The following is a 21,119-nucleotide window of genomic DNA, read 5'->3' on the forward strand; positions in this document are numbered from 1 at the left end:
AACAATGAAAGGGGCTTTTTTAAATTAAATTGTTCAAAGATAGTAATTCTTACGATGATCCTTGCTGTGCTTTAAACACAGCAAGGATATTAAAAATTAAGCACAGAATCATTACATGCTGTTATACAATTTCCTAGCTTCCCAACATCAAAATTTCCGCCCGAAACGATAACACCAATTCGGTTAGATGAAACAGGTAATTTCTTATTCAAGACAGCAGCAACCGCTGCGGCTGCCGCTCCTTCAACAAGCATTTTCTCACGTTCTAACATGAAAAGAATGGCTGATGAAATTTCTTGTTCCGACACTGTAATCATATCGTCTACATAATTGTGAATGATATCCATCGTTACTTTACCAGGTTCTCTGACGCAAATCCCTTCTGCTATCGTCGGTAAAAAGTGAGTCAGATTACTTTTTCTACCGTGATAAGTCGAAGCAATTGCAGGTGCATTTGCGGCCTGAACGCCAATCACTTTTACCGAAGGCCGTATTGTTTTCACAGCAAGTGCAGTCCCTGCTAATAGTCCTCCACCACCTGCTGGTACAACAATTGTATCCAAGTCCGGTTGCTGTTGCAGCATTTCCATCGCAACCGTTGCCTGACCCTCAATAATTGTTATATCATCGAAAGGATGGATAAACGTTGCACCTGTTGCCAGTTGTTCAGTACGAGCGGCTTTATAAGCCTCATCGAAATTTTTCCCAACTAGCTTAACAGTTGCCCCGTATTTCCGGGTAGCAGCCACTTTTGCCGCTGGAGTCGTTTCAGGCATGAATATTGTAACTTTGGCGCCCACTTTCCGTCCTGCCAATGCAACACCTTGTGCATGATTTCCCGCAGAAGCCGCAAGTAAACCTTTCGCACATTCTTCTGCTGTCAGTTGAGAAATTTTGTTGAACGCGCCGCGTACTTTAAACGACCCTGTCTTCTGTAAGTTTTCAAGTTTCAAATACACTTCGGATTGTGTCCATTCATTCAATGTCTCCGATTGTTTAATAGGTGTGCGGTGAACAATTTCAGTTAAGCGTTCAAATGCTTCGAATAAGCGCGTTGTTTCATACAAATTCCCAATTACACCATCTCCCTTTTAAGTTAATGTTTACGCGTTTTGATGTTGTTTTTCATAGTTAGAAATTTGTTCTTCATATTGGAAAGTCAAGGATATTTCATCCCAACCATTTAATAACATTTCTTTATAGTACGGGTCGATATCAAACGAATAGGACTTGCCATCCTGCCCTGTCACCGACTGTTTAACAAGATTAACTTCTACTGAGTAAGGATCTTTTTGCCCATTTGCCAACAACTCTTCTACTTCCGACATTGTTAATTTAATTGGAAGCAAACCGTTTTTCATACAGTTATTATAGAAGATATCCGCATAGCTTGGCGCGATGACGACATTGAATCCATAGTCTAAAATCGACCACGGTGCATGTTCACGAGAGGAGCCGCACCCAAAGTTTTCTTGAGCAACGAGGATTTTAGATCCTTTGAACCGCTCATCATTCAGTACGAAATCTTGAACTTCGCTTCCATCAGCATTATGTCGCCAGTGATAAAACAAATATTTTCCAAACCCTGTTCGCTCAATTCGTTTCAAGAACTCTTTCGAAATAATCTGGTCGGTATCGACGTTTTTACGATCGAGCGGCGTTATGACGCTAACAACTTCATTAATCGGTTCCATCTAATCATCCTTTCCTCAATTATGAATGAACAGCTTCCAATTCCCGTACATCTATAAAATGGCCTGCAATTGCTGAAGCTGCTGCCATGGCCGGACTTACAAGATGTGTCCGTGCCCCTGCCCCTTGTCGTCCTTCGAAATTTCGATTAGATGTTGAAGCGCACCGTTCACCTACAGGAACTACATCATCATTCATTGCTAGGCACATACTGCAACCCGATTCCCGCCACTCGAATCCAGCTTCAAGAAATACCGAATCTAATCCTTCATCTTCTGCCTGTTTTTTAACAGTGCGTGAACCAGGAACGACAATTGCTGTGACAGATGGATGGACTTTCTTCCCTGCAATCACTTTTGCCGCTGCACGTAAATCACTCAATCTTGCATTTGTGCATGAACCAATGAAGACATGCTGGATATCAATCGACTTCAGCGGAGCACCTTCTTCAAGCCCCATATACGTTAGTGCTTGTTTCAATGCGTCTTTATCCGATTCTGATTCAAAATCTTTCGCATAGGGAACGTTCGCTGAAATACCAGAACCCATTGAAGGGTTTGTTCCCCAAGTCACAAATGGTTCGATTTCATCTGCATTCATTTCAAGAATCGTATCATAGGCTGCACCTTCATCTGTTGCAAGCGATAGCCAGTGTGCAGCTGCCGCTTCAAATTCTTGACCTTCGGGAACATATTTGCGTCCTTTTAAGTAAGCAACAGTTGTTTCATCTGGGCTGATTAAACCAGCTTTCGCCCCTGCTTCAATGGACATATTACAAACGGTCATCCGTTCTTCCATCGTCAAATCACGGATTGCTTCACCCGTAAATTCAACAATATGACCTGTGCCCATATCAATTCCGAATTTGGCGATAATTGCTAAAATGACATCTTTTGCAGTAACACCGAATCCAAGTTTACCGTTAATGCGGATTTCCATTGTTTTCGGTTTTGATTGCCACAATGTTTGTGTCGAAAGGACATGCTCGACTTCACTAGTTCCGATGCCAAATGCAATTGCCCCGAACGCACCGTGTGTGGATGTATGGCTATCGCCGCAGACAATTGTTTTACCAGGCTGTGTTAGTCCAAGTTCTGGCCCGATTATATGGACAATTCCTTGGTCTGGATGGTCCATATTTGCAAGTGGGATTCCAAATTCATCACAATTTGTTTGTAATGTGTTTATTTGTTTCCGAGCAATTGGATCTTTAATCTCATCACGGTTTCGTGTCGGAACGTTATGATCCATGGTTGCAAAACAGAGATCGGGTCTGCGCACGGTACGATTCGCAAGTCGCAGCCCTTCAAACGCCTGCGGAGAAGTCACTTCATGTAGTAAATGAAGATCGATATAGAGCAAATCAGGCTTCCCTTGTTCTTCGTAGACGATATGCTGATTCCAGATTTTCTCGATGATATTTTTCGCCATATGGCAGCCCTTCCTCTCTGATCAATTGAATATGGTTAAACGTATGAAAACATAATGCTATTCGAGACGAATTGTGTATCAAGTTCGTCAATGACTTTGTCCGTCCACTCTTTTGTCGATAAAACCCGTTTACCCGGTTCTACAAGATCGGCTGTGAAGAAACCGTCTTCGAACACTGTGTTAACTGCTTCTTCAATCGCTGATGCTTCCGTGTCTAGGTTGAATGAATACTTCAACATCATTGCAACGGATAGAATCGCTGCAGCTGGATTTGCTAAACCAAGTCCTGCAATTTCGGGCGCGGAACCGTGGACTGGTTCGTATAATCCAAAACCATCCGAACGGATACTTGCTGACGGAAGTACGCCAAGTGACCCTGTGATTACAGATGCCTCATCACTTAGAATGTCTCCAAACATATTTTCCGTTACGACAACGTCAAATGCTGCCGGATTTGTAATCAATTTCATAGCAGTGGAATCGACTAACATATGCTCCACTTCAATATCTGGATATGCTTTCTTCTTTTCTTCAACAACTTCACGCCATAGCTTACTCGTTTCAAGTACATTTGCTTTATCAACAGAAGCTACTTTCCCTCTACGTAAGCGAGCAATTTCAAACGCTTTAACAACAATACGTTCAATCTCTTCTCGTGTATAAACGAGTGAATCCACTGCGGCATCTGCCGTTCGACGACTTGGTTCTCCGAAATACAGACCACCAGTCAATTCCCTGACGATCATCATATCTACATCTTTTGCCACTTCTTCTTTTAGAGGAGATGCATGGAGTAAGGATGGTACAGCTTTCACAGGCCGAAGATTAGCAAACAAGTCGAAATGTTTCCGAATCGCAAGTAGTCCTTTTTCCGGTCTCAACGCTGATGGATTTTGGTCCCATTTCGGACCCCCTACAGCACCGAGAAGTACCGCGTCACTCGCTTCACATAGTGCTACCGTTTCATCTGGAAGTGGATTTTGATGTTTGTCAATTGCAACGCCGCCAATTACTCCGTACTCTACATGGAAGGTGTGGCTAAAACGTCTTGCAATCACTTCAAGTACCTTCACTGCTGCTTCAGTCACTTCTGGGCCGATTCCATCACCTGGTAATACTGCTACTTTCTTCTCCATAGAACTTCTCCTCCTTATTGTTTTTGAATCTATTTATGCTCACTATATTAAGTTGAAATAAAAATTCCATTGACTTCGCTTCGACGCTGGGGATGCCTCCCGCCATAAGCCAAGCAGCTTCGCCACTAGTCTTATTGCTTCGGCTACCCTTTTAAGGCGCCTTCGCTTAGTTTGTATAGGTATTTATTTGTTCAATGTAACTGGTTAAATCACAGTTACTTTTGTTTTTGATTGCTTTTTGACCAATTGTCTGTTGATGGCATTAAAGTATGCTTTAGCAGATGCACCCAATACGTCCTGCGCGACATCGCGTCCAATAGATACTTCACCGTTAATACTTAGATTAACTACCGCTTCACCGAGTGCATCGCGTCCTTTGCCAATCGATGTTACACGGTAATCTAGAATGTGAACTTCGCCTTCAACAAGTAGTTCCAACGTATTAAAAATCGCTTCAACTGATCCCGAACCTGTTGCTGTCGCAGTGACCGTTTCTCCGTCCGGATTAACAGCCGTGACGGTTGCAGATGGAACATTCGCAGTTGCATACTGAACTTGAACATCTTTAAATTTATAAACAGGTACATCATTATATTGAATTTGTTGATCTGTAAATAATACAAATAGATCATCTTCTGTAATTTCTTTTTTACGGTCTGCAAGTTTCTTAAATTCGACAAACGCTTCATTTAACTTCTCAACACTAAGATCGAAGCCCATTGAAATAGCACGGTCACTAAATGCATGTCTGCCAGAGTGTTTACCTAGCGCAAGCGGTTCAGTTTTATCTCCAATTAATTCAGGAGTAATGATTTCATATGTTTGACGATTTTTTAGGTAGCCATCCTGGTGAATTCCTGACTCATGCGCGAATGCGTTCTTACCAACAATTGCTTTGTTTGGCTGAATGACAACGCCTGTCAATTGGCTGACGAGCTGGCTTGTGCGTTTAATTTCGTGTAGATTAATACCTGTTTCCAATCCGTAATAGTCTTTGCGGATATGGAGTGCAACAGCAATTTCTTCAAGCGCAGCATTTCCTGCCCGCTCACCAATACCATTGATTGTACCTTCGACTTGGTCCGCACCATTTTCAATCGCTGCGATTGAGTTGGCTACAGCAAAGCCTAAGTCATCATGACAATGTGCAGAAAGCTTCACTTTATCGATACCGGTCACGTTTTCTTTCAAAAACTTGAATAATGCACCGTATTCTTGAGGTGTTGCGTAGCCGACCGTATCAGGAATGTTAATAACTGATGCGCCAGCTGCAATTACTTGATTGATGATGCGTACTAAGTACTCCCGATCTGAACGGAATGCATCTTCCGCAGACCATTGAACTTGCGGGAAGAACTTGCGGGCATATTTTATAGCTTCTACTGCAATTTCGACGACCTGGTCAGGTGTTTTCTGAAGCTTATATTCCATATGGATAGGTGAAGTTGCTAAAAACACATGTATATGAGGTTGTTCCGCACCGCGAAGTGCTTCCCAAGATGTTTCGATATCGCTTTTCATTGCGCGGGCAAGACCAGTTACCGTCGACTTTTTCACTATATTTGCAATACGTTGCACTGCTTCAAAATCACCGGGGGATGAAGCAGGAAACCCTGCTTCGATGATTGTTGCCCCGAATTTTTCAAGCTGTCGTGCAATTTCTAATTTCTCCGCTGTATTTAGGTTAATACCTGCAGATTGTTCACCGTCCCGAAGAGTTGTGTCAAATATGTCAATTTTTCGCACTACCCACCACTTCTTCCTCTTTTGATTTCGCACCTTCGTTGACGAAAGGCATCATTGCGCGAAGCTTTTTGCCAACTACTTCAATTTCATGTTGTGCTTCTGTTTCTTCAAATCGATTGAAGTTCGGACGCCCATTTTCATTTTCTGCAATCCATTCTCTTGCAAATTTACCTGATTGGATGTCTGTTAGTACATCTTTCATACGCGCTTTTGTATCCGCGTCAACAATACGAGGTCCAGAAACGAAATCTCCCCACTCAGCTGTGTCTGAGATTGAGTAGCGCATGCCTGCCATTCCGCCTTCATACATAAGATCGACAATCAGTTTTGTTTCGTGCAATGTTTCGAAGTAAGCAAGTTCTGGTTGGTAACCTGCTTCAACTAGTGTTTCAAAACCTGCTTTAACAAGTGAAGTCAGTCCGCCACATAGTACCGCTTGTTCGCCGAATAGATCTGTTTCAGTTTCTTCTTTGAACGTCGTTTCAAGTACGCCGCCACGTGCTGATCCAATCGCTTTTGCATACGCAAGAGCTACGTCTTTCGCTTGGCCTGAAACGTCTTGATACACTGCGAACAATGCTGGAACACCTGCGCCTGCTTCGAATGTTCTACGAACGAGATGTCCAGGTCCTTTTGGTGCAACTAGGAATACGTCAACATCAGCAGGTGGAACGATTTGACCGAAGTGAACGTTGAATCCGTGTGCGAAAACAAGTGATTTACCTGCTTTAAGTGCCGGTTCGATTTCTTCATCATAGACTTGTTTTTGTCTTTCATCCGGAAGTAGAATCATGATAACGTCCGCTTTTTCAGCAGCTTCACGCACAGTTAATACGTTTAGTCCGTCTTGTTTTGCCTGATCAAATGATTTACCTGGGCGAACACCCACAACAACATTAAATCCAGAATCGTTTAGGTTTTGCGCATGTGCATGACCTTGTGATCCGTACCCGATGATTGCTACTAGTTTATCTTTCAAAAGTCCTTCGTTGATATCTTGGTTATAATACATTTTAGCCATAATTGTTTTCCTCCTAATAGTTGGGTTTTTTTAGTTTGATATTGCTGTCTAGATATGTTGTAATAAAGAATTTCATTGAATCCGCTACGGCGCTAGGGGATGCCTCTCGCCCTTGAAAGGCGCCTTCACTGTTTTTCTTACTTTAATATAGATAACTGAGGTAATTGGACTTTCTGTGTTTCACGAACAAATGCCGTAGCGCCTGTTCTTGTCAATTCTTTAATGCCATAAGGTCTGAGCAAATCGATAAACGCCTCGATCTTTTCCGGATTTCCAATCACTTGGTACGTGACGACATTTTTTCCAGTGTCGATAACCGTTGCCCTGAATGGTTCGATGATGCTGTTCATTTCACTTCTAACATGCGGAGGTGAAATGACTTTTACTAGAGCTAGCTCACGCATAACGATTGCTTTATCCGTTATGTCATTAACTTTAAGAACATCAATTTGTTTTTGCAGCTGTTTGACGAGCTGTTCAATTTTCCGTTCGTCTTCTACATTGACGATGAACGTCATTTTCGATCTGCCTGCTATTTCGGTGTGACCAACTGTGATACTTTCGATATTGAACTGCCTTTTCATCAGCAAGCCGGTCACCCTATTGAGCACGCCACTTTGGTTGATAACAGTTACCGTAATAACTCGTTTCATAGTTTACTCACCCCGATCATTTCATGTAGTCCTCTACCTGGTGCAACCATCGGATAGACGTTTTCCAGTTGTTTCACACGGCAGTCGATGAGAACGGGTTCATCAGATAACAGTGCTTCTTGGAATACCGCTTCCGCTTCTTCCAATGTGTCAATCCGATAGCCTTTAATGTCATACGCCTCTGCTAATTTCACAAAGTTTGGCTGAACCGGCATCAATGATTGTGAGTAACGCTTTTCGTAAAACGTCTCTTGCCATTGACGAACCATTCCCAGACAGCCATTGTTGAGAATGATAATTTTCACAGGAATGCGCATTTCTTGTAACAGCGACAGCTCTTGCGCCGTCATTTGGAATCCAGCGTCTCCTACAATTGCAATGACACGCGCATCCGGCTTGGCGATTTGTGCACCAATTGCCGCTGGGAACCCAAAGCCCATTGTGCCAAGTCCGCCTGAGGTTACCCAATGATCTGGATTATTCAGTGAATAGTACTGAGCCGTCCACATCTGATGCTGTCCTACATCCGTTGTGACGATTGCATCGCCTTTCGTAATACGATGAATGATTTCAAGCGCTTGTTGCGGAAGAATTGTTCCTTCATCATCGTTGTCATACCACAGTGGAAACTTCTTGGCGGATTCTTTTAAGTATGTCAGCCAAGTCTCTGTTTCTGGTGACTTGAATTGTTGTTTCAGCAACGCTTGTAATGCTTCTTTGGCGTCTGCCACGATTGGGATTTCTGTCGGTACATTTTTGCCGATCTCAGCAGGATCGATATCGATGTGGATAATTTTCGCGTTTGGTGCGAATGATGCCAGATTGCCTGTCAGTCTGTCGTCGAAACGCGCGCCGATATTGACAAGTACATCACACTCACTAATGGCCATATTGGATGTAACTGTTCCATGCATACCAGCCATTCCTAGGAATAGTTCATGATCTCCACGGATACTGCCAAGGCCAAGTAGTGTATTTGTTACGGGAATCTGATGTTTCTCCACGAGTTCTTTCAATTCATCCATCGCCTGCGCATGCAAGATACCTGCACCTGCTAGAATAAGTGGTTTTTTCGCTTGTGAAATGGCTTCTGCTGCTTTTTGTATTTGTAAATAGTTCGGAGTCGTTGTCGGCTGATAACCTGGTAAATCTACTTCCGCGTCCAAGTCTCCAGTTGGAATGAAGAGCCCCGTTGCAATATTTTTAGGAATATCAACGAGTACCGGTCCTGGGCGTCCTGTTGAAGCAATGTGGAATGCCTCTTTGATAATTCTTGGGAAGTCAGATACATCATTCACTTGGTAGTTATGCTTTGTGATTGGCTGCGTGATCCCAATAATATCCGCTTCTTGGAACGCATCAGTACCAATGACTGTATTCGCAACTTGCCCAGTGAAAATAACAAGTGGCAGTGAATCCATCATTGCATCCGTAATTCCAGTTACCAAGTTTGTCGCGCCAGGCCCAGATGTCGCAATGACGACGCCAGGTTTTCCTGAAACACGAGCATATCCTTCAGCCGCATGAATTGCGCCTTGTTCGTGACGTGCAAGTATGTGGGAAATAGGGTTTTGATACAATGCATCATAAATCGGTAGTACAGCTCCTCCAGGATAACCGAAAATAACTTCGACACCTTGATCCTTCAAAGCTTGAATGAGTACAGCAGACCCATCTTTCGGTTGTTTAGTCTGTTGTGGCTCTTGCACAGTCTCTGGCGCCATTTCCTCTACTGCTTGCTTCGTTTGAACTTCAGCATTCATCTATAAACTCCTCCTTACTTCTACTTTTGAATAATCAATCTTCTTGTCGAAAAAAAAAGCCTTTTCATCCCACGCAAAGAACTTCTCCTTTACATAGGGATGAAAAAACTTTTCATGGTACCACCCTTGTTCGCAGCAATCTAGCCGCCTCATGAATAGACTAGGTCTATTCTTTTTATAACGAGCGCCGATTTCTCTACGCCCGGGATTGCCTACTATAATTTCAACAATCCACTCCGGGGTGATGTCGCAACTAGTTGTATTACCGGCTTCCAGCATTACCGGCTCTCTGTGAATACAGGTTCTAATTACTTTTGCCCCATCATTGATTTTCACTATTAAATTTTCATAACTCCGCCTGTACTTGCAGATGTGACAAGCGCTGAATATCTAGCTAGATAGCCTTTTTTAATTTTAGGTTCGAATGGTTTTAAGTGTGCTCTTCGTTTTTCTAGTTCTTCATCGGAAACTTCAAGTTCAATTGTCCGATTTGTTAAATCGATTGAGATGATATCACCATTTTCGACTAGTGCGATAGGTCCGCCTTCAGCCGCTTCAGGTGAAATGTGGCCAATCGAGATACCACGAGATGCCCCTGAGAAACGTCCGTCTGTAATGAGTGCTACCTTCGTTGCCAGCCCACGTCCTGCAATTGCTGCAGTAGGTGCGAGCATTTCTGGCATTCCCGGTCCACCTTTCGGACCTTCGTAACGAATAACAACAACATCACCCGCTTTTACTGTTCCGTTGTCGATTCCTTCTTGTGTATCTTCCTGAGATTCAAACACAATGGCTTTTCCTCGGAACTCTGTAATCGATGGGTCAACGGCTCCTACTTTGATGACGCCGCCGTCCGGTGCAATATTACCGAATAGAACGGACAAGCCACCTACAGGACTGTATGCATTATCGTGACGTCGAATGACTTCATCATTGAGAATATGAGAATCTTTTACGTTTTCATAAAGCGATTTACCAGTAATCGTCATCCGGTTTGGACTGACGGCTCCTTCGATTTCACAGAGCTCTTTAATAATTGCACTGACACCGCCAGCAAGATGAACATCATGCATTGTGTAGTCAGAAGATGGACTAATTTTGGATAAATAAGGAATACGTTCAGCAACTTTGTTGATATCACGAACATCGTATTCGATTTCTGCTTCGTGTGCGATTGCCAGTGTATGGAGGACTGTGTTTGTAGAACCGCCCATTGCCATATCAAGTGCAAATGCATCATCGATTGTTTCTTTCGTTATAATGTCACGCGGTTTAACATCTTCTTTCACCATGCGAACAAGATGTTCCGCTGCTTCTTTAATGAGTCTATGTCTTTCATCCGAAGTGGCAACGATCGTTCCGTTACCCGGAACTGTCACTCCCAGCATTTCCATTAACGAGTTCATGGAATTCGCTGTGAACATTCCTGAACACGATCCGCATGTAGGACATGCACTCTGTTCAATGTCTAGCAGCTCTTCAGCTGTCATCGTACCTTGTTTGTAAGCACCAACACCCTCGAATACCGAAACGAGTGATAAAGGCTTACCAGTCGATGATACGCCGCCTTCCATCGGTCCGCCTGAGACGAATACGGATGGGACGTTCGTTCGAACTGCTGCCATCAACATGCCTGGCGTAATTTTGTCGCAGTTTGGAATGTAGAATACGCCGTCGAACCAGTGAGCGTTGATAACCGTTTCTGCAGAGTCTGCGATGAGTTCACGGCTTGGTAATGAATAACGCATACCAATATGTCCCATTGCAATCCCATCATCAACACCGATTGTGTTGAACTCGAACGGGATACCGCCTGCTTCACGAATCGCCTCTTTGACGACTTCCGCGAATTTATTCAAATGCATATGACCTGGAATAATATCAATATATGAGTTACATACACCGATGAAAGGTTTGTGCATATCTTTCATTCTAACGCCCGTTGCGTACAGCAGACTTCTATGCGGTGCACGGTCTACACCTTTTTTAATCATGTCACTTCTCATTGGTTTTTCCATTGTACTCACCCCTAATCAAATCACTTACATGTTTACATCTGTTTATCTAGTTGTCTAGGTTATGTAGTTTGTGAATTGAATCACGAACTGAATTGGATTGATGTCATCATATCTTGGATACCCACTGGAGTCAACAGTGTTTTTAAAATTGTTAGCCAATTATGAATAGTAGATTTAAATGTATCCGCTTACACGTCAGTTATACAGCGATATATCACATATAGCACATTTAAAAAACTTTTAAATTTATTTTTCATGAATTCAATTTTCAATGATCTTTTCCGATATGAGTACTTTTCTAAAAGCTTAAAAAGCACAATCGCCTGCTCAGCACGATGAGGTTGTTCATTAGTGAAAGAGTTGTGATTCGGAGTGTGGATTGTAGATCGCTTGGCGCTTTGGGGATGCCTCTCACCATGAGCCTGGATTGGCGCTTCGCATCCAGTCTCATGGCTTCGGCTACCCCTTTGCCGCGCCTGCGCTAGTGCTCGCGTTATTGAGAGAGTGTGATTCAGAGTGTAGATTGTAGATCGCTTGGCGCTTTGGGGATGCCTCTCGCCGTTAGCCTGGATTGGCGCTTCGCTTCCAGTCTCACAGCTTCGGCTACCCCTTTGCCGCGCCTGCGCTAGCGTTGTTCATTAGTGAGAGAGTTGTGATTCGGAGAGTATATACTGAGTTTCTAATGTGATTATTTATTGATAGTGATTTAATTCAAGAAAGAAGTACTATAGATTGCAGGTCTCATACCGATAACGAAATGCTCTTTCTCACATAGTCCATCCAGCGAAGGCGCGACTTCGTGGTAGCCGGAGCGATAAGACTGAAAGCGATCTCCTTTCTGCCTTATCGCGGGAGGCATCCACAAAGCGCAGAAGCGGTATTAGCAGGATTTCTGATTCTACACACTATATTGGAATATTTATTACTTGCCTCCGTAATGATAGATAACGAAATGTGCTTTTTAACATAGACCATCCAGCGCAGGCGCGACTTCGTGGTAGCTGGAGCGATAAGACTGAAAACGGTTTTCTTTCTGGCTTATCGCGGGAGGCACCCACAAAGCGCAGAAGCGATATTAGCAGGATTTCCGATTCGTTCCCTATATTGCGACTGTTGTTAAATGCATTCCCATGTTTGAAGTAAACCGTACTTCTAGATGTCATACCGATACCGAAATGCGCTTTCTACATAGACCACCCAGCGAAAGCGCGACTTCGTGGTAGCCGGAGCGATAAGACTGAAAGTGGTTTTCTTTCTGGCTTATAGCGGGAGGCATCCACAAAGCGCAGAAGCGATATTAGCGGGATCCCCCATTTTCACCATATATTGAGACTTTTTCAACGGCCCAGGGGCTAGCGGCTGGAGTCTAGACAATAAAAAACCACTCCAGAGGCGTTTACTGGAGTGGTTACTTATGAGGACGACAGTCACCTACGTGAGTCAAATCCCTATTGGAATGATGTACATACCTGTTTCTTTATCGTTTTTCACAACAACATCAACCCCGTAAATTTCTTTTACAGTTTGAACGGTGATAACTTCACTAGGTGTACCTTTGGCAACGATTTTTCCATCTTTCATCGCAATAATGATGTCACTATAACGTATCGCCTGATTAATATCGTGTAAAACCATGACGATTGACATACCATGTGTGCGATTCAAGCCCTTAATCAGTTCCAACAATTCATATTGGTAATAAATATCAAGATAAGTCGTCGGTTCATCTAATAGCAGGAAGGGCGTTTTTTGCGCTAGCGCCATCGCAATCCAAACGCGCTGCATTTGACCTCCAGACAATTCGTCTATTGGTACTGTTCGCTTATCTGTCAGATTGGTACACGCGAGCGCCCACTCAATTGCCTGTTGGTCGTCATCTGTCGCTGAAGTGAACAAACTCTTATATGGAATCCGGCCATAACCTGTTAGTTTTTCGACGGTCATATCGGATGGGGCATTATTTTGCTGATGCACAACGGCTAATTTTTTCGCCAGCTCTTTCGGTTTAAAATCGGCAAGTGCTTTTCCCTCTAATAGAACTTGTCCACTTTGCGGATGATTATTATTGGCCATCACACTAAGTAATGTCGATTTCCCACAACCATTTGGCCCGATAATCGTCGTCACTTTCCCACTATCAATCGTACTGTTGACGCCATGCAACGTATTTACTTTTTTATCGTAGGAGAAAGTAATAGCCTTAATGTCCATAAATACGATCACTCTTTCTCAGCAAGAATATGAGGAAAGGTCCCCCGATGACAGCCATAATGATAGATGCCGGGATTTCATTAGGTGCTATAATCGTTCGGCCTAACGTATCCGCCGTTAAGATCAGCAAGGCCCCTGCCAGTGCTGAAAACGGAATTAGCACTTTGTGGTCCGTTCCCACCAATGACCGTCCAATATGAGGTATAAGCAAGCCGACAAATGCAAATAGACCTGCAACTGCAGTTGCAACTGAAGCAAGCAGAACAGCCACTAACGAAATCACTAATCTCGCTAGATTTACATTAACCCCTAAATTTTTCGCAGTCTTATCATCTAACGCCAAGTAATTGCACCACGAATAAACGACAAACGCCAACACGAGGCCAATCGTTCCATATAAAATGAGTACATCGACATCACTCCACTTTTTCATCGTAAGCGTCGAGGTCATCACTTGACTCATCGATTGTGTAAGTGCACTTCCGCTAAAACCAAGTCCTTGGCTCAGCCCTGTGAATAAGGCATTCACCGCTATTCCGATTAAAATCATGCGCAGTGGATCAAGCCCGGATCTCCAGGACAGTGAGTACACGAGGAAAAATGCCAAAGCTCCGCCCAAGAAAGCAAAAAGAGGAACGAAAAAGTACAGTGTCGGAAAAAAAGCGACTACAACTATGGACATAAACCCGGCACCCGCAGAAACACCAATTATTCCTGGGTCTGCTAATGGGTTACGCATTACTGCTTGCAATAGTACACCCGCCACGGATAAAGCTGCTCCTGCAAATAGAGCGATTAGAATTCGTGGAAGCCGTAAATCCTTAATGATAGCAACCTGATCATTTGTCCCCGTTATTAGTCCATGAATCAGTTCGTACGGCGTGACTTTAATACTTCCCATTAGTGCAGATTGAATGCTAACTAGTATGAGTAGAATAATGACGCTGATAAAACTGAGCGCCTTTTTATTTTTCCGTAACATTATTATCCCTGCCTTTAGTTTGGATACAACATTTTTTGCAGTTCGCCCAATGCTTCGACTGCTGCTAAACTGCCTGTTGTTCCAAATAGAAGTTCGTCTAAATCATAGACACGGTCATTTTTAACAGCTTCGAAATGTTGCCAAACGTCATTCGATTTGAACTCATCGTCAAACATTTGAATGACCTGTTCTGGCATACCATGTGAAGCTCTTAAAATGATATCCGGTTTTGCTTGCTGTAAGTATTCTGTATTAGAAGAAAGAAACTCTACTTTTTCTCCTGTAATGACATTTTTACCGCCGCTCCGCTTAACAAGGTCTCCGATATAGGAATGTTCTGTTGCAACTAGATAACTCCCTGGAATACCAAGTAAAATGAGCACAGTAGGCTGAGCTTTACCTTCTGATAGTTTATCAATTTCGGCAACTTTCTCTTCGAATTGATCGACAATCGCTTTCGCTTGTTTTTCGCGATCATACTTCTCGCCTAAATGTAAGATTTCGCTGTGCATTGCGTCTATGCTTTCCAAATTTACATAAGTCATATCGATGTCACGTTCGTCAAACATCTCTTGCAAATCATATTTTAGCGTTGTCACGGACAGTATTTCTGTCGGTTTGAGTGACAGCAGCATTTCCATATCGGGGCTCATCGGATTCCCGACCTCTTGTACATCGGTGTAGCGTTTCGGCAAGTCTTTGTAACTTGATGGTATCCCGACTAAATCGATTTCTAGGGCATCCATAATTTCCGTCAACGCAACCGTTGTAGCAACGATCCGCTCACCCGCTGGTTCGGTATTTTCTTCATTGGATGAAGTGCCTTTTTGGGACGAACAACCAGCTAGAACTACAGTAGCTAGAAGTATATAAAAAAGATTACGTGCTTTTCGCATGTTCATTAACAACTCCTTGTAGCTTATGTAAAAAAGGGTCTCGCTTTCGTTCTCAAGACCCGACTACCATGTACCTCTTACTTTTCAGTCCGTGTGCGCTGTCTCATAGCGAAGACAATAACTCCACCAAGAATAAGTATCGAGAAAATGACGATATACCATATAGATTTCGAATTCGACTCAGATATTGAATCTGCTTCAACTTCAGCCTCGTTTGCTTCATTCGTTACTTCAGATGACTCTTCTTCTTTTTCTGCCGCTGCTTGATCTTCGGCAACGATTTCTTCTTCACTCGCCACAGACTCAGCTTCTTCTTTCGATTGCTCAGTCTCAACAGTCGCTTTTTCTTCTGCTGTTGTAGCTGACTTTTCACTCGCAACTTCTTTAGATTCTACTGGTTTCGCTTCGTTTTTTTCTTCAGTTTTCGTTTCTACTTTTGTTACAGCCTGTTTGTTTTCAACTGGTTTAGGTGTTGCAGTCGCCTTTTCCGTTACTGAAGGTTCGGGCGTTGGTTTCGGTGTTGGTTGTACTGGTTTAGGTGTTGGTTTAGACGCTGGAGGTGTTGCGGGCTGCCCGGCGACAGGCGCTAAAGGGATATTGGAACTGTTAAATTTGAAGCGGATATCGTATTTGTTGTCATATGTAAAACCGGGTATGCCCGTTACAATGACATGAATTTTGGCATTTACCAATTGCTCAATGTCTGTCACTTCAAATTTCACAACGCGTTTATCATTTGCCGTATCATTACTTACTACTTGTACATCGGCAAATCCACCGCCTGCTTGCACTTTAAAGTATTGCCACCAAGAACTGTTTTTCAATGTAACAACGGCATACGTTTTACCGTTTTGAACGGTTACTTTCGCCGGACTAACCATATAGTCAGCTGTCGTCGATTGCTCATTACCTGTATCTTTTAACACTGTAAACGGAACCGTGTACTCGCCATCGGCATATTTGGAAGCCGCAGCTGCTTTGTCTGGTGCAAGTGTGGGAAGTATCGTAAATAAAGCGAATAATACTGTCATCATAAATACGGATTTTTTTTTCAAATCATTATCTCCTTTACCGAAAACATTTTAATCAGTACAATGCCGGCTGTCACAAATGGTGCAGTGACGCCGGCATTGATTGATTGTATAAAATTATTTTTGAAGTGTTTCGAGTAAGTAATAAACCATTTTAGAAGCATGTGCGCGTGTCGCGTTTGCTTTTGGTTCGAATAGTTGTTTACCTTTTACTTCTTTACCGCCAATGATACCAAGACCAGCTGCCAAGTCAACAGATGTTTTTGCATATGCAGTAATGTCTTTCGCATCTGCAAACGCAACATCATTTTTCACGCCTTCTAGTACACTTGCATCTTTGTATTCAATTGCACGGATAATCATAGTAGCCATTTGTTGACGTGTGATTGCTTCATTCGGACGGAATTTTCCATCAGTTACGCTGATGATACCTGCACGGCTTGCCGCTTCAGCTTCGTAAACGATCCAGTCCATGTTTTTTGTTACGTCAGAGAATGTTCCTTTATAATCTTGTTTCGGAAGTTCAAGTGCACGTGACAATAGGATTGCAAATTGCACTCTTGTAATTTGATCATTTGGAGCAAACGTTGTTGCCGTTTTGCCTTTAACGATTTGTTTTGATGCAAGTGACTCGATGTAAGGTTTTGCCCATGTTTTGTCGATATCTTTAAATGTTACGGGTACTACTTCAACAGGCGTTTCTACTTCTTCACCAGGTACTTCTTCTATTACAACTGGTTTAATAGTTGCTTTGTCAAAAGCAAGACGTACAGAATAGTTCCCTGTGTGGTTCGCTGCTGCTACAAATACTGTGAATTTAGCATTGATAATTGTTGATAAATCAGCTACTTCAAATTCAACAACTCTTGTGTTTGCTTCTACATCTGTTTTTACAACAGTTGTATCTACGAATTTACCAGCTTGTTCTACTTGGAAAGCTGTAATTTGTTCATTGTTCGTAAGTGTCATTGTAACAAGGTTTTTACCGTCTTTCACAGAAAGTGCTGCTGGTGTTTCAAGGTATCTAGTCATTGATGAATCTTTATCTTCTTCTTCATGCAATGCTTTGTAATCGATTGTATATGCACCGTCTTTAATTACTTCTGGTGCTGGTGTTACGGGTACTTCGGGAGTTTCCGGTTTTTCAGGAGTTACTTCCGGTACTTCTGGTACTACCGGAGTTTTGCTGTCATCGAATTTCAAACGGATATCATAGCTGTGGTCATACTCTCCTAAGCCTGGTACACCCGTTACGATAATATGGATTTTAGCATTCAATTCTTTACTAAGATCTTGAACTTCAAATTTAACAAGTCTAGTATCCGCTGCCTTATCTTCACTGATTACTTCTGCATCTGCGAAGTTTGTTTCTTTAAATGTACCTGGCTGTTTTGTTTGGACTTTCAGTGACTGCCACCACTTACTGCTTAATAATGTTACGTATGCGTAAGTTTTACCGTCTTCAACAACAATTTTCGCAGGACTTTTCACATATTGTGCTGTTGCTGATTTATCATCATTTTCAACTTGCAATATATCAAGTGGTAGTTCAAATTCTTGTTTCGCCGGTGTAGTTACTTCAGCTGCTTCGAATTGGCTAGCAGGTAGTACAGTAAATAGAACGAGTAGTGCTGAAAATAACATCATTAGTTGCTTTTTCATTCGTTAATCCCCTTTTAATGGTTTATTTTTTTACTTTCTTCGCGGAACTGAACTTGCGCACAAAAATAATCGCAATGATAGCGATTATTGCGAGCAATACATAAATAAGTGCTGTGCTACTTGTTGGCTCATCTTTCTTTTCAATCGTGTCAACAGATTTTGATTCGGCAACAGGCGTATTAACAACAACCGCAGGAGCGTCTGTCAATTCCATCGTTTCTACATCTAGATTCAAACGGACCGAGTACTTGTGATCATACGACGGCTCCATCTCTTCAATGACAACATGCATTTGTAACAGCAACGGCTCTGTACTATCTCCGTCTACTTTAAATGCAATGACGCGCTTATCATTCTCAAGATCTTCACTGACCATATTCACGTCAGCAAATGATTCACCATTTGCCGATTTTATGAATTTAATCCATTTAGCATGGTTCACTGTGAATTGTAAATACTGCCCGTCTTTATCAATCGTCAGCGTTGCCGGTTTTTCAAAATAATCATTTGCAATCGATACGGAATCATTCTCAGCTTGCAACATTTCGTAGTCGACAACATATGTACCATCCGAGAGTTCGGCTGCGTGAGCATTAGGTGTATAAGAACCAAAAACAACACTAAAAAAAATGAGTAATGAAAGTGGTATGGTTAATCGATGTTTCAAAACACAATACCTCCTCCCTCCACACGGGAAGAATCCATAGTGAGAACAATTATCATCTATTACTCTTCCTATAATAGCTTATAGATTTGTGTTGTCAAACAACTTGCAAAGGCTTTCACAAACTGTTCACATGTGTGGTGACAGTCATCACAACAATCCTGACACAATTCAAAGAAAAACCCCCTCATTGTCAACTATGTGACATTAAGGGGGTTACTGATTTCTAAGGTTCGTTATGGTGTCACCGCATCCACTCTCTTCGCTTGGACTACAAGTCTATATTTGTTCGAGTTCGCAGGATAGCACGTAATTAGCGAGAGCAGCGCGACACCTTTTTTTCGGTCAAGGACATTCACTTCATTCGGCTTGACCACTTTCACATCAAACACTTCGAATTCCATGGATTCTTCAACTGTTTCATAAATGAAGCGAGTACCAACTTCAACTTCATGAAGACGATTAAAGAACGCACCAAACACATGGGCTTGGTGACCTGCGATAGCATAACTGCCATCTAACTCACCTGGCTTATCCATATCCGCCACAGCACCCAACGCTCTACTTAGGCTAACCGGATCGGCTCCATACAGAACTGGCGATTTTAGATTAATGACAGGAATGGACAATACCCCCTCAATTTCACGGGATTCTTGTTTTTCCCCACTGGAAGGTCCTTGTTCATCAGTTGTTATAGTCCTATCTAAATCGGCTTCCGCTTTGACCGAATCGAAAGCATCTAAAAGGTGGCTTTGCTGCTGTTTGCTAGTCATATTTCCCGCAATCAACCACACCAGCAAAAAAATGCTCGTCATAATCATAATGTTTCCTAGCCATTTCATTGTTTTTTTCATCTACGCATCCGCTCCCTTGCTCTTGAAATCACTTGGATTAATGAGCAAATCGACGGATACCCAGTCCAGTTGCAAGAAGAAACAAGGCTAGTAAAGAAAGGATTATACTATCGAAAAACCCTCCCGTTTTCGGCAATACTTGTCCATTCCATTGCTGGATGGAGGATTTTGTTTCATGCCAATTGTATCCATTGCAATAGCTTCTGACATTGCATTAGAATCAGTTGCGGCCCATACTATACCATCAGTTTCCTCCTCTGATGCTGAACTGGCACTGTCTTCACTGTGTGTTATTCCGACTGTATCGTCACTTACGCCCTCTGTATTTTCATTCAGTGTAATTTCCTCGGTCACAGTACTCGGCGTTTGCTCCTCTATATTTACATTGGGTGACACGCCACCTGCGTCAGAGCCTGGTTTTAAACCGGTCACATCTTCAGTCTTTGGTGGTGAGACTGTTTCTTCATTTGGGGTTGCGACGTCTCCACCTTCATCTGGCGTTAAGCCAGTTGCATCATCTATAGGTGGAGTGAGTACAGTATCTCCTTCGGTTAAACCGGGCTGCATAGTTTCATTTGTTAGGATATCGACGTTGATATTTCCAATTGTATCGTTCCCAACAATTAATGAAACACCGCTATGTTTAGTAGATGTCATATTTCCATCTGTGTTCCTGTCTAGCGTAAGAACATCAACTGAAGTTTTATCTAATAACCCATCATCTAAATCGGCTTGTAGCAAACCGGATGACAATGATGTAGTTTCCTCAGCGTTTTTATAGTGACTATCCAAAACGCCTGCATGTACTTCTCCGAGTACTGGCAGATCTTCTGCATTCAACTCTACTAATCCACCATCATACGATGAGGTTTCTTCGCCTGACTGTGCATCTGAAAGAAGAACATCCAACTCGACTTCGTTTGTTATCGGTGTCGATAAGTTGACCGATGCGAGTGAGCTTTTACTTGAAGCAGAGTTCTCGTCTTGCATGCTACTTTGCTCCATGACGGAGACATTCAGATCGTCGATTAACCCATCTGTATTGGTCAATTCGATTGTTGCAAGGGCAGATTTCTGTTGATTATCCTCTCCTACATCGCTAGTATTCTCAGAGACTGGACTTTTTGCTGGAATCTGTGCTTTCAGGTCTCCTAAAATCGGAATATTATCCGCTTGAATATCCACAATTGTTGCCTTATCTTCCTTGTCATTCAGTAGGTTAATATCCAAATTCAACGAGTTATCTTCTCCAGTTTCATCCGCATTCACAAATGAGGGAGAGAAGCTCAGTGTCAAGCACATCCCTAAAGTCACCCCAGCATACTTCATCCAATTGTTTTTCATTATTATTCCTCTCCT

Annotated in this window: 17 protein-coding genes and 1 other annotated feature; all 17 genes read right to left on the bottom strand. The window is 42.6% G+C overall.

Features of this window, described 5'->3' with window-relative positions:
- Positions 1-89: 89 nt before the first annotated feature.
- Positions 90-1,067 carry a threonine ammonia-lyase gene (ilvA, locus tag MKY15_RS03225; protein ID WP_342538954.1) on the bottom strand — a complete coding sequence of 326 codons (978 nt, stop codon included), beginning with the start codon at positions 1,065-1,067 and terminating at the stop codon, positions 90-92.
- A gap of 36 nt (positions 1,068-1,103) precedes the next feature.
- Positions 1,104-1,694: a 3-isopropylmalate dehydratase small subunit gene (gene leuD, locus MKY15_RS03230; protein ID WP_187045683.1), complete on the bottom strand. Its 591-nt coding sequence runs from the start codon at positions 1,692-1,694 to the stop codon at positions 1,104-1,106.
- A gap of 19 nt (positions 1,695-1,713) precedes the next feature.
- Entirely contained in the window at positions 1,714-3,123 is a 1,410-nt protein-coding gene (gene leuC / locus MKY15_RS03235; protein WP_342538955.1) for a 3-isopropylmalate dehydratase large subunit, read from the bottom strand.
- A gap of 35 nt (positions 3,124-3,158) precedes the next feature.
- The gene (gene leuB / locus MKY15_RS03240; protein ID WP_067212328.1) at positions 3,159-4,259 is read right to left on the bottom strand and encodes a 3-isopropylmalate dehydrogenase; all 1,101 of its coding nucleotides are present in this window, start codon (positions 4,257-4,259) and stop codon (positions 3,159-3,161) included.
- Positions 4,260-4,463: 204 nt separating this feature from the next.
- Positions 4,464-6,005: a 2-isopropylmalate synthase gene (locus MKY15_RS03245; protein WP_342538956.1), complete on the bottom strand. Its 1,542-nt coding sequence runs from the start codon at positions 6,003-6,005 to the stop codon at positions 4,464-4,466.
- On the bottom strand, positions 5,992-7,026 hold the full coding sequence (gene ilvC / locus MKY15_RS03250; RefSeq protein ID WP_067212335.1) for a ketol-acid reductoisomerase: 1,035 nt from the start codon (positions 7,024-7,026) through the stop codon (positions 5,992-5,994). Before ilvC ends, MKY15_RS03245 begins: the two co-directional genes overlap by 14 nt.
- Before the next feature lie 137 nt (positions 7,027-7,163).
- Complete coding sequence (gene ilvN, locus MKY15_RS03255) at positions 7,164-7,679, bottom strand: acetolactate synthase small subunit (protein ID WP_067212339.1); 516 nt, start codon at positions 7,677-7,679, stop codon at positions 7,164-7,166.
- On the bottom strand, positions 7,676-9,403 hold the full coding sequence (gene ilvB, locus MKY15_RS03260; protein ID WP_255428716.1) for an acetolactate synthase large subunit: 1,728 nt from the start codon (positions 9,401-9,403) through the stop codon (positions 7,676-7,678). Before ilvB ends, ilvN begins: the two co-directional genes overlap by 4 nt.
- A gap of 131 nt (positions 9,404-9,534) precedes the next feature.
- Positions 9,535-9,777: a binding site (T-box leader), on the bottom strand.
- A 3-nt stretch (positions 9,778-9,780) separates the two neighbouring features.
- The gene (ilvD, locus tag MKY15_RS03265; protein WP_067214050.1) at positions 9,781-11,448 is read right to left on the bottom strand and encodes a dihydroxy-acid dehydratase; all 1,668 of its coding nucleotides are present in this window, start codon (positions 11,446-11,448) and stop codon (positions 9,781-9,783) included.
- Between the two features lie 1,452 nt (positions 11,449-12,900).
- Positions 12,901-13,671, bottom strand: coding sequence for an ABC transporter ATP-binding protein (locus MKY15_RS03270; protein ID WP_340767141.1), 771 nt, complete (start codon positions 13,669-13,671; stop codon positions 12,901-12,903).
- The gene (locus tag MKY15_RS03275) at positions 13,661-14,653 is read right to left on the bottom strand and encodes an iron ABC transporter permease (RefSeq protein WP_340740636.1); all 993 of its coding nucleotides are present in this window, start codon (positions 14,651-14,653) and stop codon (positions 13,661-13,663) included. Before MKY15_RS03275 ends, MKY15_RS03270 begins: the two co-directional genes overlap by 11 nt.
- Before the next feature lie 14 nt (positions 14,654-14,667).
- Positions 14,668-15,555: a heme ABC transporter substrate-binding protein IsdE gene (gene isdE / locus MKY15_RS03280; protein ID WP_338655378.1), complete on the bottom strand. Its 888-nt coding sequence runs from the start codon at positions 15,553-15,555 to the stop codon at positions 14,668-14,670.
- 71 nt (positions 15,556-15,626) lie between these two features.
- Entirely contained in the window at positions 15,627-16,604 is a 978-nt protein-coding gene (locus MKY15_RS03285; RefSeq protein ID WP_342538957.1) for an NEAT domain-containing protein, read from the bottom strand.
- A gap of 93 nt (positions 16,605-16,697) precedes the next feature.
- On the bottom strand, positions 16,698-18,242 hold the full coding sequence (locus MKY15_RS03290) for an NEAT domain-containing protein (protein ID WP_342538958.1): 1,545 nt from the start codon (positions 18,240-18,242) through the stop codon (positions 16,698-16,700).
- A gap of 22 nt (positions 18,243-18,264) precedes the next feature.
- Complete coding sequence (locus MKY15_RS03295) at positions 18,265-18,909, bottom strand: NEAT domain-containing protein (RefSeq protein WP_342538959.1); 645 nt, start codon at positions 18,907-18,909, stop codon at positions 18,265-18,267.
- Positions 18,910-19,142: 233 nt separating this feature from the next.
- Entirely contained in the window at positions 19,143-19,760 is a 618-nt protein-coding gene (locus MKY15_RS03300; RefSeq protein ID WP_338655375.1) for a class D sortase, read from the bottom strand.
- 102 nt (positions 19,761-19,862) lie between these two features.
- On the bottom strand, positions 19,863-21,104 hold the full coding sequence (locus tag MKY15_RS03305; RefSeq protein WP_342538960.1) for a hypothetical protein: 1,242 nt from the start codon (positions 21,102-21,104) through the stop codon (positions 19,863-19,865).
- Positions 21,105-21,119: the final 15 nt, after the last annotated feature.

The sequence above is a fragment of the Sporosarcina sp. FSL K6-1540 genome (assembly GCF_038620285.1).
Classification (GTDB): domain Bacteria; phylum Bacillota; class Bacilli; order Bacillales_A; family Planococcaceae; genus Sporosarcina; species Sporosarcina psychrophila.

What these genes read in the sequence shown, in the direction of transcription:
- MKY15_RS03305 (WP_342538960.1), bottom strand. Translation starts at nt 21,104, where the DNA reads ATGAAAAACAATTGGATGAAGTATGCTGGGGTGACTTTAGGGATGTGC.
- ilvB (WP_255428716.1), bottom strand. Translation starts at nt 9,403, where the DNA reads ATGGCGCCAGAGACTGTGCAAGAGCCACAACAGACTAAACAACCGAAA.
- isdE (WP_338655378.1), bottom strand. Translation starts at nt 15,555, where the DNA reads ATGAACATGCGAAAAGCACGTAATCTTTTTTATATACTTCTAGCTACT.
- MKY15_RS03270 (WP_340767141.1), bottom strand. Translation starts at nt 13,671, where the DNA reads ATGGACATTAAGGCTATTACTTTCTCCTACGATAAAAAAGTAAATACG.
- MKY15_RS03275 (WP_340740636.1), bottom strand. Translation starts at nt 14,653, where the DNA reads ATGTTACGGAAAAATAAAAAGGCGCTCAGTTTTATCAGCGTCATTATT.
- leuB (WP_067212328.1), bottom strand. Translation starts at nt 4,259, where the DNA reads ATGGAGAAGAAAGTAGCAGTATTACCAGGTGATGGAATCGGCCCAGAA.
- MKY15_RS03300 (WP_338655375.1), bottom strand. Translation starts at nt 19,760, where the DNA reads ATGAAAAAAACAATGAAATGGCTAGGAAACATTATGATTATGACGAGC.
- ilvC (WP_067212335.1), bottom strand. Translation starts at nt 7,026, where the DNA reads ATGGCTAAAATGTATTATAACCAAGATATCAACGAAGGACTTTTGAAA.
- leuC (WP_342538955.1), bottom strand. Translation starts at nt 3,123, where the DNA reads ATGGCGAAAAATATCATCGAGAAAATCTGGAATCAGCATATCGTCTAC.
- MKY15_RS03290 (WP_342538958.1), bottom strand. Translation starts at nt 18,242, where the DNA reads ATGAAAAAGCAACTAATGATGTTATTTTCAGCACTACTCGTTCTATTT.
- ilvD (WP_067214050.1), bottom strand. Translation starts at nt 11,448, where the DNA reads ATGAGAAGTGACATGATTAAAAAAGGTGTAGACCGTGCACCGCATAGA.
- ilvN (WP_067212339.1), bottom strand. Translation starts at nt 7,679, where the DNA reads ATGAAACGAGTTATTACGGTAACTGTTATCAACCAAAGTGGCGTGCTC.
- leuD (WP_187045683.1), bottom strand. Translation starts at nt 1,694, where the DNA reads ATGGAACCGATTAATGAAGTTGTTAGCGTCATAACGCCGCTCGATCGT.